Genomic DNA, 13,818 nt, shown 5'->3' with positions numbered 1-13,818 from the left:
AACGGCAATGGAATGGCAAAATTGCGAAGTGAAACTAATGATTTCTTAATCCTGGCGTTGCACCCACTCTTTTAGCGCCTGACGTGAAATCTTAATGCCGCCGTTTTTCAGTTCAGGCGGCAGCGTTAACCAACGCACCGGTTGCTGAAAACGGGCCAGCTTATCTTTCACCCATTCACTAAGATCAACGGTTTGCTGGTCATACTCCACCACCGCTACCGGCCGATGACCAAACTCCTTGTCGGCAACGGGGACGATAAACACCTGCAAAACCGCAGGATGTGCAGCAATAACGCGCTCGACTTCTTCCGGCTGAATACCCTCACCGCCACTGAAGAACAGATTGTCTAAACGCCCGACAATGGTCAGCTTGCCATTATGCAGCTCACCGCGGTCGCGCGTAGCGTACCAGCCTTCGTCATTAACCAGTGCCACCAGTTGCCCGTTACGCCAGTAACCTTCAGCCATACTGGCAGCCCGCAGCCACACTTCATCATTAACGATTTTCACTTCCCGACCCGGCAGCGGCGAACCAACGTCTGCCAGACCGTCGGCTTCTTTCGCACACACCGTGGAGGCAAACTCGGTCAGACCATAGCCGCAAAAGCAACGAATCCCCTGCTCGCGCGCCTGTTCCGTCAACTCGACCGGGATAGCCGCGCCGCCAAGTAGCACCGCTTTCAGGGAAACGGAACTACGGTTAACCAGCAAACGCCAGAGTTGTGTTGGCACCAGTGAAGCGTGAGTACAGCCTGCCAGCATTTGCTCCAATGGCTGTTTATCTCGTACCGTCATCCGCGCACCAGCGTATAACCAGCGCCACATAATTCCCTGACCGGAGACGTGAAACAGCGGTAAAGAGAGCAACCAGTCATCGTGCTCGCCAAACGGTATCAGCGATAACACACCTTGCGCACTGGCAAGATGGGCCTGATAAGTATGAACAGCGGCTTTCGGCAAACCGGTAGAGCCGGAGGTCAACGTCATTGAGCACAGACGCGTCGGCTGCCACGCAGCGGCATGTGCGCCTTCAACCAGCTGAATGTGCAGCGACGTTAACGCCGGAAACGTGTTTTCCCCATCCGGCACCAGCGCAAATTGCAGCGTCAGATTGGGCAGCAATTCTTCAAGCAACGGTTGCGGCAGCTGAGGGTTCACGGGCAGCACCCGCGCCCCGCATTGCAGTAACGCCAGCCAGGCGAGCAGCGTTTGCGGCGTATTCCACGCCCGCAACATCACGCCGCTGCCCTCAACAACGTCCTGCGCCGCAAAGCCGGAGGCTAATTCATCGACGCGAGCACAAAGCTCGCGCCAGTTAAGTTGCTCGTCATTAAGACGTAAGGCGATGGCTTCTCCCCGCACTTGCCGCCAGTGACGCCACGGCCAGTCAGAGAAGATCATAACAGCCGCTCCAGTGCATCAACTTCCACTAACGGTAGCGGGCTACCCGGCCAGCGACGAACCTGCTGCGCCTGCATCAGATCCAGCGTGTCCAGCCCCGGAATGGTGTCTGGCGTTAACCAGGCGGCAATCCGCGCCAGTTGCGTTAAGCCTAAGCTCGACTCAATAGAAGAACTGATCACCGCCGTCAGCCCCAACGCGTGCGCCGCCTGCACCTGCTCGCGTACTTTATCCAGGCTGCCCGTGAGCGTGGGCTTGATAACCACCGCGCGCACGCCCTCTTCAGCTACAAAGGCAAAATCTGGCTCGCGCAGGCTTTCATCCCAGGCAATGGCAATGCCGGTTTCACGGGCAAACGCTCGCGAATCATCGCGGGTTTTGCACGGCTCTTCGAGAAAAGCAATGCGGTGGCGATAATCCGGGTTAACGTATTTGGCAAACTGCTGGCCTTTCCGCGGCGTCCAGGCGCGGTTCGCGTCAAGACGCAGATGCAGATCCGGAATTGCCTCCAGCAACAGATTGACCACCATGCCGTCGCGCACGGCTTCGTACAATCCCACTTTGACCTTCGCCACTTTCTCGCCAGGCATATCGGCAAGTTTGAGGATCAGATCGTCCGGATCGCCATTACACAGCGGTGCCGCACGGTAGTTGGCTGCTTGCGGCAACGCATCGGTCAGTTCTGCCAATGCACAGCTTACGCCAAAGGCCACGGAAGGCATCTGCGGTAGCTCGCAATCGCCTGCCAGCCAGTTATTTACCCAGGCAAGCAGCACGCTTTGCGCCTCTTCCCAGGTTTCCTGGCTGAAGCCCGGCAGTGGGGAGATCTCCCCCCACCCTTCGCGCTCGCCCTCACGCAGGCAAACGTACAGCCCGTCGCGGGTTTTTAACCGCCTGTCGCGCAGAACCACCCCCGCGTCCATGGGGATCTGCCAGCGGTATACCTGCGCGCTACGCATTACGGATTCCGTTTGAATTTGCTGAAGTCAGGCTGACGTTTCTGGTTGAAAGCGTTGCGACCTTCCTGACCTTCTTCCGTCATATAGAACAGCATGGTGGCGTTACCTGCCAGCTCCTGCAGACCTGCCTGACCGTCACAGTCGGCGTTCAGTGCAGCTTTCAGGCAGCGCAGCGCCATCGGGCTGTTTTGCAGCATTTCGCGGCACCAACGGACGGTTTCTTTTTCCAGATCCGCCAGCGGTACCACGGTGTTCACAAGGCCCATATCCAGCGCCTGTTTTGCGTCGTACTGACGGCACAGGAACCAGATTTCACGCGCTTTTTTCTGCCCGACGATGCGAGCCATGTAGGAAGCGCCCCAGCCGCCGTCGAAGGAACCGACTTTCGGGCCAGTCTGACCGAAGATGGCATTATCTGCCGCGATAGTCAGGTCGCACATCATGTGCAGAACGTGACCGCCGCCGATGGAGTAGCCAGCCACCATCGCGACAACCGGTTTCGGACAGGTACGGATCTGACGCTGGAAGTCCAGCACGTTCAGGTGATGTACGCCGGAATCATCTTTATAGCCGCCGTAATCACCACGCACTTTCTGGTCACCACCGGAGCAGAACGCTTTATCGCCTGCACCAGTCAGAATGATCACGCCGATGTTGTCGTCATAACGCGCATCTGCCAGCGCCTGGATCATCTCTTTTACCGTCAGAGGACGGAAGGCATTGCGCACCTGCGGACGATTAATGGTGATTTTTGCGATACCGTCGGTGGATTTTTCATAACGAATGTCCTCGAAACCTTCGGAGCAGTCGTGCCATTCAACCGGTGCGTAAAGCATTGCTTCATCAGGATAAATCATATTGTGTCCTTTAGTCAGAAACGCAAGATCTGCGCCAGACTTGCGATTACGCCAGCGGGATTTTCCCGATGCGCGTTATGTCCGGCGCGAGGAATGACATGGCATTCGGCAGCCAGTTCCGCCGCCAGGGCGCGGAATTTGCTGTCACGTTCACCACATAAATAATAAAACGCAAATGTGCGGGCGCTAAGGTTAGCACGTAAATCGGGCTGGACGGCGAGAGAAGTCGCCTCCAGCATGGCGGCAAGCGTTGCGCCATTATTGTTGCTGCGCAGCGCAACCAGCTCCCGGCGTTGTTCGTCATTGAGTGAGGCAAAAACAGGCTGTTGATACCAGTCAGCAAATACCGCCGTTAACGGTTCTGTGCGAAAACGCTGCGCCCATTGGCGATCGGAACGCTGACGTTCCGTGCGTTGTTCAGCATTTTGCAACCCAGGGTGCCCGCCTTCGACAATAACCCCACAAAGCCCCGGCATCCCCTGACAAGCCGCCATCATCGCCACCCGTCCGCCAAGCGAGTACCCCACCAGCCAGAAGTTAAGGATGTTGTAACTAACCAGAGTTTTGCGCAGTAAGCCGGTGACATCATCAAATCCATCGACGCGAATCGCCGCCGAACCACCGTGACCTGGGAGATCAACATACAACCGCGAGTAGTTGGCAAACACCTCGCCCACTTCTTGCCATTCATGGCAATCGCCGGAAAAACCGTGCAAAAACACCAGCCAGGGTAAACCTGGTTTACCGTGTTTTGCCTGCGCGTGCAGGATCATAAATGGCTAACCTGCGCCAGCAGTTGCTGGAGGGTTTGCGCACCATTGGTGTCGTTAACCACCATTTCAATTACCGTGGTGGTCGGCGTGCGCCAGGCGTCGGCAAGTGCCGTTTCAAGTTCCTGCCAGTTTTGCGGACGATGATATTTCAGCTCGAACATCGCGGCGGCGTGCTCAAAATGGACGTTTTGCGGCATCAGATAGAAACGCTCGCGCTCGTTTTTCGGCGTTGGCAACAGCGAGAAAATTTGCCCGCCATTGTTGTTCACCACAATTAATACCAGCGGCGCGGAAACCTGACGTAATAACGCCAGCGCGTTGAGATCGTAAAGTGCTGAGAGATCGCCCACAATCGCCAGCGTCGGTTTGCCACTGGCCCGCTGAACGCCAGCAGCAGTTGAGAGCAGCCCGTCGATACCGCTGGCACCTCGGTTGCTGTACACCGGGTAACCTGCCGGAAGTTGCGAAAGCGCATCAATCAGACGTACCACCAGGCTGTTACCGACAAACAATTGCCCCTGTTCAGGCAAATAGTCGCTGATGCGATGCGCCAGTTGCGCTTCGCCAAACGCATCGCGACGGGCAATAACCGCCTGCATTGCCTGTTCAGCCAGGCGCGGGATTTCAACGCACCAGGGCTGGCGTTTTTCTGCCGGATGTTGCTCCAGCCAGTCGGCAATATTGGCAATTAAGCGACGTCCGCGATGGTGTGCCGGATCAAGTCGCCCTTCAATGTCATCAACAATCCAGTACTCTTCGGGTTCACAGCTTGCCTGCCATTGCAGGAGCCGTTTGCCCGTCAGGCTGCTTCCCAGTTGCACCACAATTTGCGCCTGTTGCAGTTCGCTGGTCGCTTTGGCATTGCCTAACCAGAGATCGGCACACGGCAGCGGCTGTCCGGTTTGCGACAGCACGTCACCGATCAGCGGCCAGCCAAGAGTTTGCGCCCACAGTGCGACTTTTTTGCCCTCTTCCGCACTCATGCGCCCGGCAACCACCACGCCGCGCTTTTGTCGCCAGAAGAACCAGTCGCGCTGTTTTTCACTTTCCAGACGAGGCGCTTCACGCAGCCACGGTTTGTCGTCATGCCACCAGTCGCCCAGCCGCTGTTGCCAGCTAAGCCCGGTGTCGTCCATTTCGCCATACAGCGGTTCAGCAAACGGGCAGTTGATATGGACTCCACCAGCATGAAGCGTACCGAGAGCGTGGTCGATGGTAGAAACCAGCCAACGTGCGGGGATATCCTGGGTCGGGCGCGGCAGTGAAATACTGTGCGTGGGGTGAGAGGCGAACATTCCCGGCTGACGAATCGCCTGATTCGCGCCGCAGTCAATTAGCTCCGGCGGGCGATCGGCGGTTAACAGGATCAGTTTTTCTCCGGTTAACCCAGCTTCAATCAGTGCAGGATAGAGATTTGCTACCGCCGTGCCGGAGGTCACAATCACCGCCACCGGCTGCTTGCTGACTTTCGCCAGCCCCAGCGCCAGATGCCCCAGTCCACGCTCATCGAAATGGGTGTGGTGAATGAATGCGGAATTCTCCGCCGCCGCTAACGTTAACGGTGTAGAACGCGAGCCAGGGGCGATACAGATGTGTCTTACGCCGTGACGCGTTAATGCTTCCAGAATGACCGCCGCCCAGCGTCGGTTAAATGCGCTTACTGACATGAGTTTGTCCGGTATCAATATTGCGGCTAAGTATAAGGAGCTACAAAAATAGATTATTGATATGAATCGGTAATGATGCGACTCATTACTATTCCATTTGTAATAAAGTACGCAGCCCTGCCGCTTTGTTGTCGATTTCCTGCCACTCTTGCTCGGGGTCGGAACCACGGACAATGCCCGCGCCAGCATATAGTCGCACGACATTGCCACTGATTTTTGCTGAGCGCAGGGAAACGCAGAATTCGCTTTGTTGTAAAGAGAGATAGCCCGCAGAACCGGCGTACCATTCTCGGGTGAACGGTTCGTGACGGGCGATAAACTGTCGCGCCAGATCGCGCGGTAAGCCAGCAACTGCTGCCGTTGGCTGCAACTGATGTAAACAGATCACATCATCCGCTTTGTTGAGTGAAGTCCAGATACAGCGGCGAAGATGCTGCACTTTACGCAGACGCAGTACCTGCGGCGGTAAAACATCCAGCGTTTGGGTATCGGCCTGTAATCGTTGGCAGATATCTTCCACCACCAACATGTTCTCACGCTGGTTTTTATCATCCGCCATCAGCCACTCACCCAACCGCTGCGCCTGCTTATCATCAGGATGATTTGCTACCGTTCCCGCCAGCGCTTCAGTACGCAGCGCTTTGTCACGCCGCCGCCATAGCCGTTCCGGTGAAGAGCCAAGAAAAGCATTTTCGCCATCAAAGGCCATATAAAAATGATAGCAGTTCAGATTAAGCCGACGACTGGCAGCCATCATCGCTGCCGCATTGACCGGACTTGCGAAATGCAGGTCAGTTGCCCGAGCAAGCACCACTTTGTCGAGCTCACCTTCGGCGATGGTTTTCGTTGCCAGTTCGATTAATTGCGTCCACCCCGTTTTGTCCGGCCAGTGTTGTTCTCGGGTGGTGGTTAAATGTAACCCAGGCAAGGGCTTGATACTCACCAGTGTGGCGATAAATTCTTTTGCCTTAATCGCATCATGCTGAAGGGAGCTTTCGCTGAATAGCGTCAGCCTCAGCGTGGCTTTACCGCCACAGCGTCGCCATTCCAGGCGTGGTAAAAGTAAATTGCCCTGCGACGGGTCAAACGCATTCAGCCCCCAGATGCGTAAGTCGGCGTGTTTCGGGTGCTGACGAAGAAACGTTTGTGCCTGGTCCAACGACGTAAAACGGGTAATCGCGCCCAGGACGGCAGCTTCTTCATCACCATTACGTTGTTGCCAGTAGAATTGCGGGTACGTTTGCTGACTGGCCAGCCAGCTCAAGGCATCAAAAGCGTCTTTGAGAGGGAAAGGAATATCAATAACCCGAATGCCGGGTGTCGCCGGAATCTCTTGCGACAAATGGCGCAGTAGATTTTCCAGCGCCGTAGTAAGTGATTGCACGCGGACCTCTCCCTGTTAAAAGCCTCACATTATACGGGGTACTACAAAAAAAATGCAGTACCCCGGTGTAGGGAGGTTTTAACGGCGTGCCAGCAACAGTCCTAGTACCAGCCCAACGGCCGCGCCCACACCAATTCCTTGCCAGGGTTTTTCGTGGACGTAGTCATCAGCACGATAAACAGCCTGCTTCGCCCGATAGTAATAACTGTCTGAAGCCTGGCTAACCCGTTTTTTCACATCATCCAGCGCTTTTTCTGCACGCGCTTTCAGCTCAACATATTTCTGATCGGCGGGATCGCCAGAGGAGCGGAGCACCTCTTCCAGTGTTTCACTAAGCAGCGTCAGGTCATCATCGATACGTGTATCACCAAACTGATTAGACATTCTCGTTCTCCATTTGCGTAAAACCTGTCACTAACTATAGACAAGGGTTATTGATTACGCCTGAATTACCTCGCGTGCCATCCCAATGTGTGGGATACCATCTTCTTCATAGACCTCCGTCACAGGGATAAAGCCAAAACTCTGGTAGAAGTTTTGCAGATGCGCCTGCGCCCCGAGGTAAACAGGTTTATCAGGCCAGTGACGCGTACATGTTTCGAGTGTTTTATTCATCAGCTGCTGCCCCACTTTTTCGCCACGCAACGCATCACTAACAATCACCCGACCAATAACGACCGGCTCAAGATCATCATCACTTTTCAGAATCCTCGCATACGCGACCAGTTCATCATTTTTCCAACCGAGAATATGGCGATTATCCCCCGTCAAATCATCACCATCGATATCCTGATAAGGGCAATTCTGCTCAACAACAAACACCGCGCAACGCAGTTGTAATAAGGCATAAAGCTGGGAAACCGATAATTCAGAGTGATGCAGATCTTGCCATTCAATCATAATGCTCTCCTTTTAGATGTATGCCTTATACTAGCCGGAATATTTTTTGAAACGTGATGAACTCATGGAATTAATTTTTTTAGGTACTTCAGCCGGTGTGCCAACCCGTACGCGCAATGTCACGGCAATATTGCTTAACCTGCAACATCCGACCCAGAGCGGTCTTTGGTTGTTTGACTGCGGTGAAGGCACCCAGCATCAGCTACTGCATACCGCCTTTAACCCTGGAAAACTGGACAAGATTTTTATCAGTCACCTTCATGGCGATCATCTCTTTGGTTTACCCGGCTTGCTGTGCAGTCGTTCTATGTCTGGTATTGTCCAACCCTTAACGATTTATGGTCCGCAAGGTATCCGTGAATTTGTGGAGACCACGCTGCGGATTAGCGGCTCATGGACCGATTATCCGCTGGAAATTGTCGAAATTGGCGCTGGCGAAATTTTCGATGATGGCCTGCGCAAAGTGACCGCTTATCCGCTGGAACACCCACTGGAATGCTATGGCTATCGTATTGAAGAACATGATAAACCGGGTGCATTAAATGCCCAGGCATTAAAAGCTGCTGGCGTACCGCCTGGCCCACTGTTTCAGGAATTAAAAGCGGGCAAAACAATCATGCTGGAAGATGGAAGGCAGATTAACGGCGCAGATTACTTAGCCGCTCCAGTGCCAGGTAAAGCGCTCGCTATTTTCGGCGATACCGGCCCCTGCGATGCCGCACTTGACCTGGCTAAAGGTGTCGATGTCATGGTGCACGAAGCGACGCTGGATATAACCATGGAAGCCAAAGCCAATAGTCGCGGCCACAGCTCTACACGCCAGGCTGCGACACTGGCCCGTGAGGCTGGAGTCGGTAAGCTAATCATTACCCACGTCAGCTCGCGCTATGATGACAAAGGTTGTCAGCACCTGTTACGTGAATGCAGGTCAATTTTCCCGGCGACTGAACTGGCGAATGATTTCACCGTGTTTAACGTTTAACTCTGCTTATTATTAAAAACAGGGCGAAACTTGCCCTGTTATCGCAACCCGCGCTACATATATCCCCCCACACGGGCATATTGAGCGATTTTTGATATTTATTCATCTCCTTACGCACTATATTCAGAGCAATAAGTTGCCTCTTTTTATCTTCATTCAGCACAACCTTTGCAACTAAAAGGAGCCTATGATGGTTACAGTTGTCAGCAATTATTGTCAATTATCTCAAACCCAACTCTGTCAGACATTTGCAGAAAAATTTACTGTGACCGAGGAATTACTGCAGTCTTTAAAAAAAACAGCGTTATCCGGAGATGAAGAAAGTATTGAGTTACTGCATAACATTGCGTTAGGTTATGATGAATTTGGGAAAAAAGCTGAAGATATTCTTTACCATATTGTTAGAAACCCAACAAATGAGACCCTATCGATTATCCGACTTATTAAAAATGCCTGTTTAAAATTATATAATTTGGCACATACCGCAACCAAACACCCCCTCAAATCACATGATTCAGATGATCTCCTGTTCAAAAAACTATTCTCCCCTTCGAAATTAATGACAATTATCGGTGAGGACATTCCTCTTATATCAGAAAAACAGTCGCTTTCAAAGGTACTTTTAAATGATAAGAATAATGAACTGAGCGATGGTACAAACTTCTGGGATAAAAATCGTCAATTAACCACAGATGAAATAGCTTGCTATCTTAAAAAGATAGCCGCTAATGCAAAAAATACTCAAGTCAATTATCCTACTGATTTCTACCTCCCCAATTCCAACAGCACTTACCTGGAAGTCGCTCTCAATGATAATATTAAGAGCGATCCATTATGGCCGAAAGCAGTCCAGTTATTCCCCATAAATACTGGCGGACACTGGATATTAGTTTCGCTACAAAAAATAGTTAATGAAAAAAATAACACACAACAAATAAAATGCATCATATTCAATTCATTACGTGCACTAGGCCATGAAAAAGAAAATTCACTTAAGCGTATCATTAATAGTTTTAATTCTGAACTCATGAGAGAAATGTCGAATAATAATATAAAAGTTCATTTAACTGAACCCGAGATAATATTTTTACATGCCGATCTTCAGCAATATTTAAGCCAAAGTTGCGGTGCATTTGTGTGCATGGCAGCCCAGGAAGTGATTGAACAAAGGGAAAGTAATTCTGACAGCGCCCACTATACGTTATTAAAAAACTATGCTGACAGATTTAAAAAATATTCAGCAGAAGAGCAGTACGAAATTGATTTTCAACATCGACAGGTAAACAGAAATTGTTATTTAGATAAATATGGCGATGCAAATATCAATGATTATTATAGAGACTTAGAAATAAAACACTCACAACCCCAAAACAGAGCATCAGGCAAAAGAGTAAGTTAACATCATTGTTAATTAATTCGACCAGTCAGCAAATATGCTGACTGGTCGAACATAGTTTGCTAAAAAGTCATCACTGGCTGATGTCAGTCACACCACCCGCCAGTTCAATCTGCGGGTATTTCCAGCGTATCGCGGCACGCGATTGCTGGTCTGTTGATGTAGTGGATTGTTGTTGCTGACTTTTCTTACCCTCAGATTTCTGCACCCTGTCAATTCAATCGACCAATAAATAACATAATTATTTTTTATTTCTCATATGAATTCCTTTTTAAAATAGCGAAGCCACTGAAAAAATATTTTTTGTATATTCTTACCAACCGTAATAAAATAAACGCTCATAACTCATTATAAATAATAATGAAATAACGCCTTTTATTGATAATTTACATATGAAAAAAATAACACCTCTTTGTTTTATATCATTACTACTATCACTTCCTTTTATTATTTTTTACCAACCCTGGGTCAATGCATTACCGCCAACGCCCCGACACGCAAGTCCTGAGCAATTAGAAAAAACAGTTCGTTATCTTACACAAACTGTGCATCCACGTAGTGCCGACAATATTGATAATCTGAATAGGTCCGCAGAGTATATAAAAGAGGTCTTTGTCAGTAGCGGTGCCAGAGTTACCGCGCAGGACGTCCCCATTGCGGGTGGCCCCTACAAAAACATTGTTGCTGATTATGGTCCTGCCGATGGACCGCTGATTATTATTGGTGCGCACTATGACTCTGTCAGTAGTTATGAAAATGATCAATTGACCTATACGCCGGGCGCGGATGATAACGCCAGCGGCGTGGCAGGATTACTCGAACTGGCACGTTTGTTACAGCAGCAAGCACCGAAAACTGGCGTGCAGCTGGTCGCCTATGCGTCGGAAGAACCGCCCTTCTTTCGTAGCGATGAAATGGGGAGCGCGGTACATGCAGCTTCGCTTGAGCGTCCAGTGAGATTAATGATAGCGCTGGAGATGATTGGCTATTACGACTCTGCGCCTGGTAGTCAGGATTACCCTTACCCGGCAATGTCCTGGCTTTATCCCGATCGGGGAGACTTTATTGCCGTGGTCGGCAGAATGCAGGATATCAACGCCGTTCGTCAGGTAAAAGCGGCATTGTTGTCATCCCGGGATTTATCTGTTTATTCTATGAATGCCCCAGGGTTTATTCCCGGTATTGATTTCTCTGACCACCTGAATTATTGGCAACACGATATTCCCGCAGTAATGATTACTGACACCGCTTTTTATCGTAATAAACAATACCACTTGCCCGGTGATACCGCAGACAGATTGAATTATCAGAAAATGGCTCAGGTAGTGGATGGGGTTATAACTTTGTTATACAACAGTAAATAATAAAAATTTCTCGAGGCGGGTCCAGAAAAAGCGACATGTACATTTTATTTTCCCTCGTCTGTTTTAAGATGCGAAACATGAAATTCAACGGAGGAAAATAAAATGGGAATGATTGGCTATTTTGCAGAAATTGACTCAGATAAGATTAACCAACTGCTTGAGTCTACTGAAAAACCCTTAATGGACAATATTCATGACACGCTTTCAGGATTACGCCGACTGGATATTGATAAACGCTGGGATTTTTTACACTTTGGGCTGACAGGCACCTCTGCTTTTGATCCCGCGAATAATGATCCGCTGAGTCGTGCCGTGCTTGGTGAACACAGCCTCGAAGATGGCATAGATGGCTTCCTGGGATTGACCTGGAATCAGGAGTTAGCCGCGACAATCGACCGACTGGAAGCTCTGGATCGAAGTGAGCTGCGTAAACAGTTTTCCATTAAACGACTCAATGAAATGGAGATTTACCCTGGTGTGACTTTTTCAGAAGAGTTAGAGGGGCAACTCTTTGCTTCGATCATGCTTGATATGGAAAAGCTGATTAGTGCGTATCGACGTATGCTGCGACAAGGGAATCATGCGCTGACGGTTATTGTTGGGTGATGGGGTCAGGGCACCAAAAAAAAACCGCCGAACATGTCGGCGGCTTTCTGACTTACAAACTGACTGCTTACATCAGCGGCATGGCCAACCGCACAATGCTAATCAGCGGTTGTGGCCATACACCCAGCACCAGTACCAACAGTGCAGAGATCAGCACCACGATACCGCCCGCGCTGTACTGCCAGTTTGAAGGTGCATCGCGACCCGGTTGTTCCGGGGCGTGAAGATACAAGCTCACCGCCACGCGCAGGTAGTAGTAGAGGCCGATTGCCGAACCGACAACCACGGCACCCACCAGCCACCACAAGTGTGCCTGGACACCGACCGCCAGCACGTAGAACTTACCAATAAAGCCCAGCGTCATCGGAATACCGGCCAGAGACAGCATCATCACCGTCATCACCGCCGCGAGGATCGGGCGATGCCAGAACAGACCGCGGTAAGAGAACAGGGAATCAGCATCCGGGCCACGATACGGGCTGGACATCAGGCTGACCACGCCGAACGCGCCGAGGCTGCTGAACAGATAACCGGCCAGGTAAACCCCTACCGCTTCCATCGACATCTCGCCGGTTTGCAGCGCAATCAGCGCCACCAGCAGATAGCCGAGGTGAGAGATAGATGAGTAACCGAGCAAACGTTTGATATTGGTCTGGCTCAGCGCCATCAGGTTACCGAAGATGATGGAGGCAAAGGCGATAATCGCCAGCACCACCCGAATCGCTTCGCTGTCACCCACCGGTGCGTAGAGGAACAGACGCATCACCACACCGAAGATAGCGATTTTGCTCGCCGTCGCCAGGAAAGTGGAAACCGGCGCAGGCGCGCCCTGGTATACGTCTGGCGTCCACAGGTGGAACGGCACCAGAGAGAGTTTGAAGCCGAGGCCAACAATCATCAGGCCGAAACCTGCCAGCAACAGCGGCTCGTTGAGCATACCGTCGCCGAGGTTTTTACCCAGCGCGACAAACGACAGGTCGCCAGACTGCGCATACACCAGCGCCATACCGAACAGCAGGAAAGAAGACGCTGCGGCAGAGAGAATGGTGTATTTGATACTTGCTTCCAGCGAACGTTTCTGGCGGAAAGCGTAACCGACCAGGCCAAACAGCGGCAAAGAGATCAGTTCAATACCGAGGAACAAAGACGCCAGATGGTTGGCATTCGCCAGCAGGATCCCGCCCAGCGCGGCAATTAACACCAACAGGTAGAACTCGTCCTTGTTGTCGTTATAGCCTTCAAGCCACGGGTAGGCGAAAGTACAGGTGGCGAGGCTCGCCAACAATACCAGCCCGGTGTAAAGCATGGCGAAACCATCAACGCGCATCAGTGGCGTAACGTCCATAGCGCCCGCCTGGCCGACAAACCAGAGCGAAACCAGCGCCGCGTTAAGCCCAATAACCGAGAGCGTAGCGTTGAGGAAATGATTGCGTCGCCACGCAATGGAGAGCATCACAACCACCACCGTCAAGCCGACGATCAGCAACGGTAGCAGTGCGATCAGGTTTTGTGGAGTTATTGTCATGGCG

At 51.4% G+C, this 13,818-nt stretch carries 14 protein-coding genes; 4 read left to right on the top strand and 10 right to left on the bottom strand.

All coding sequences use genetic code 11. The features are described from left to right. Positions 1-45: 45 nt before the first annotated feature. From menE to ACJHYD_RS01520, 8 genes are all read right to left on the bottom strand, one after another. Positions 46-1,401 carry an o-succinylbenzoate--CoA ligase gene (menE, locus tag ACJHYD_RS01555; RefSeq protein ID WP_001551385.1) on the bottom strand — a complete coding sequence of 452 codons (1,356 nt, stop codon included), beginning with the start codon at positions 1,399-1,401 and terminating at the stop codon, positions 46-48. Further along, on the bottom strand, positions 1,398-2,360 hold the full coding sequence (gene menC, locus ACJHYD_RS01550; RefSeq protein ID WP_001551386.1) for an o-succinylbenzoate synthase: 963 nt from the start codon (positions 2,358-2,360) through the stop codon (positions 1,398-1,400). Before menC ends, menE begins: the two co-directional genes overlap by 4 nt. Next, positions 2,360-3,217, bottom strand: coding sequence for a 1,4-dihydroxy-2-naphthoyl-CoA synthase (menB, locus tag ACJHYD_RS01545; protein ID WP_000639996.1), 858 nt, complete (start codon positions 3,215-3,217; stop codon positions 2,360-2,362). Before menB ends, menC begins: the two co-directional genes overlap by 1 nt. Before the next feature lie 14 nt (positions 3,218-3,231). Continuing rightward, positions 3,232-3,990 (bottom strand): 2-succinyl-6-hydroxy-2,4-cyclohexadiene-1-carboxylate synthase, encoded by a 759-nt coding sequence (gene menH, locus ACJHYD_RS01540; RefSeq protein WP_000600541.1) that lies wholly within the window; start codon positions 3,988-3,990, stop codon positions 3,232-3,234. Then, complete coding sequence (gene menD, locus ACJHYD_RS01535) at positions 3,987-5,657, bottom strand: 2-succinyl-5-enolpyruvyl-6-hydroxy-3-cyclohexene-1-carboxylic-acid synthase (RefSeq protein ID WP_001551389.1); 1,671 nt, start codon at positions 5,655-5,657, stop codon at positions 3,987-3,989. The genes menH and menD overlap by 4 nt, the downstream gene beginning before the upstream one ends. Positions 5,658-5,745: 88 nt before the next feature. Continuing rightward, complete coding sequence (gene menF / locus ACJHYD_RS01530) at positions 5,746-7,041, bottom strand: isochorismate synthase MenF (RefSeq protein ID WP_001551390.1); 1,296 nt, start codon at positions 7,039-7,041, stop codon at positions 5,746-5,748. Between the two features lie 78 nt (positions 7,042-7,119). Beyond that, positions 7,120-7,425, bottom strand: a complete 306-nt coding sequence (gene elaB / locus ACJHYD_RS01525) for a stress response protein ElaB (protein WP_000070621.1) — start codon at positions 7,423-7,425, stop codon at positions 7,120-7,122. A gap of 54 nt (positions 7,426-7,479) precedes the next feature. Further along, the gene (locus ACJHYD_RS01520) at positions 7,480-7,941 is read right to left on the bottom strand and encodes a GNAT family N-acetyltransferase (RefSeq protein WP_410228794.1); all 462 of its coding nucleotides are present in this window, start codon (positions 7,939-7,941) and stop codon (positions 7,480-7,482) included. A gap of 64 nt (positions 7,942-8,005) precedes the next feature. Here ACJHYD_RS01520 and rbn point away from each other — a divergent pair, with 64 nt between their 5' ends. Both rbn and elaD read left to right on the top strand, forming a co-directional pair. Continuing rightward, positions 8,006-8,923, top strand: coding sequence for a ribonuclease BN (gene rbn, locus ACJHYD_RS01515; protein WP_001551391.1), 918 nt, complete (start codon positions 8,006-8,008; stop codon positions 8,921-8,923). Between the two features lie 187 nt (positions 8,924-9,110). Continuing rightward, positions 9,111-10,322 (top strand): deubiquitinase ElaD, encoded by a 1,212-nt coding sequence (elaD, locus tag ACJHYD_RS01510; protein ID WP_019842282.1) that lies wholly within the window; start codon positions 9,111-9,113, stop codon positions 10,320-10,322. Between the two features lie 70 nt (positions 10,323-10,392). Here elaD and ACJHYD_RS01505 read toward each other — a convergent pair whose 3' ends face one another. Beyond that, positions 10,393-10,527, bottom strand: coding sequence for a hypothetical protein (locus ACJHYD_RS01505; protein ID WP_254911077.1), 135 nt, complete (start codon positions 10,525-10,527; stop codon positions 10,393-10,395). A 184-nt stretch (positions 10,528-10,711) separates the two neighbouring features. Between ACJHYD_RS01505 and ACJHYD_RS01500 the strand changes: the two genes are divergently transcribed. Continuing rightward, entirely contained in the window at positions 10,712-11,683 is a 972-nt protein-coding gene (locus ACJHYD_RS01500) for a M28 family metallopeptidase (RefSeq protein WP_001551393.1), read from the top strand. Positions 11,684-11,785: 102 nt separating this feature from the next. Further along, positions 11,786-12,289 (top strand): YfbM family protein, encoded by a 504-nt coding sequence (locus ACJHYD_RS01495; protein WP_001551394.1) that lies wholly within the window; start codon positions 11,786-11,788, stop codon positions 12,287-12,289. Positions 12,290-12,356: 67 nt separating this feature from the next. Here ACJHYD_RS01495 and nuoN read toward each other — a convergent pair whose 3' ends face one another. Continuing rightward, on the bottom strand, positions 12,357-13,814 hold the full coding sequence (nuoN, locus tag ACJHYD_RS01490) for an NADH-quinone oxidoreductase subunit NuoN (RefSeq protein ID WP_000156701.1): 1,458 nt from the start codon (positions 13,812-13,814) through the stop codon (positions 12,357-12,359). Positions 13,815-13,818: the final 4 nt, after the last annotated feature.

Origin of the sequence: Escherichia sp. WS1368 (assembly GCF_046487485.1) — a bacterium.
GTDB lineage: Bacteria > Pseudomonadota > Gammaproteobacteria > Enterobacterales > Enterobacteriaceae > Escherichia > Escherichia coli.
The sequence above is the reverse complement of the archived record's forward strand: the minus strand, read 5'-3'. Positions and strand labels throughout refer to the sequence as shown.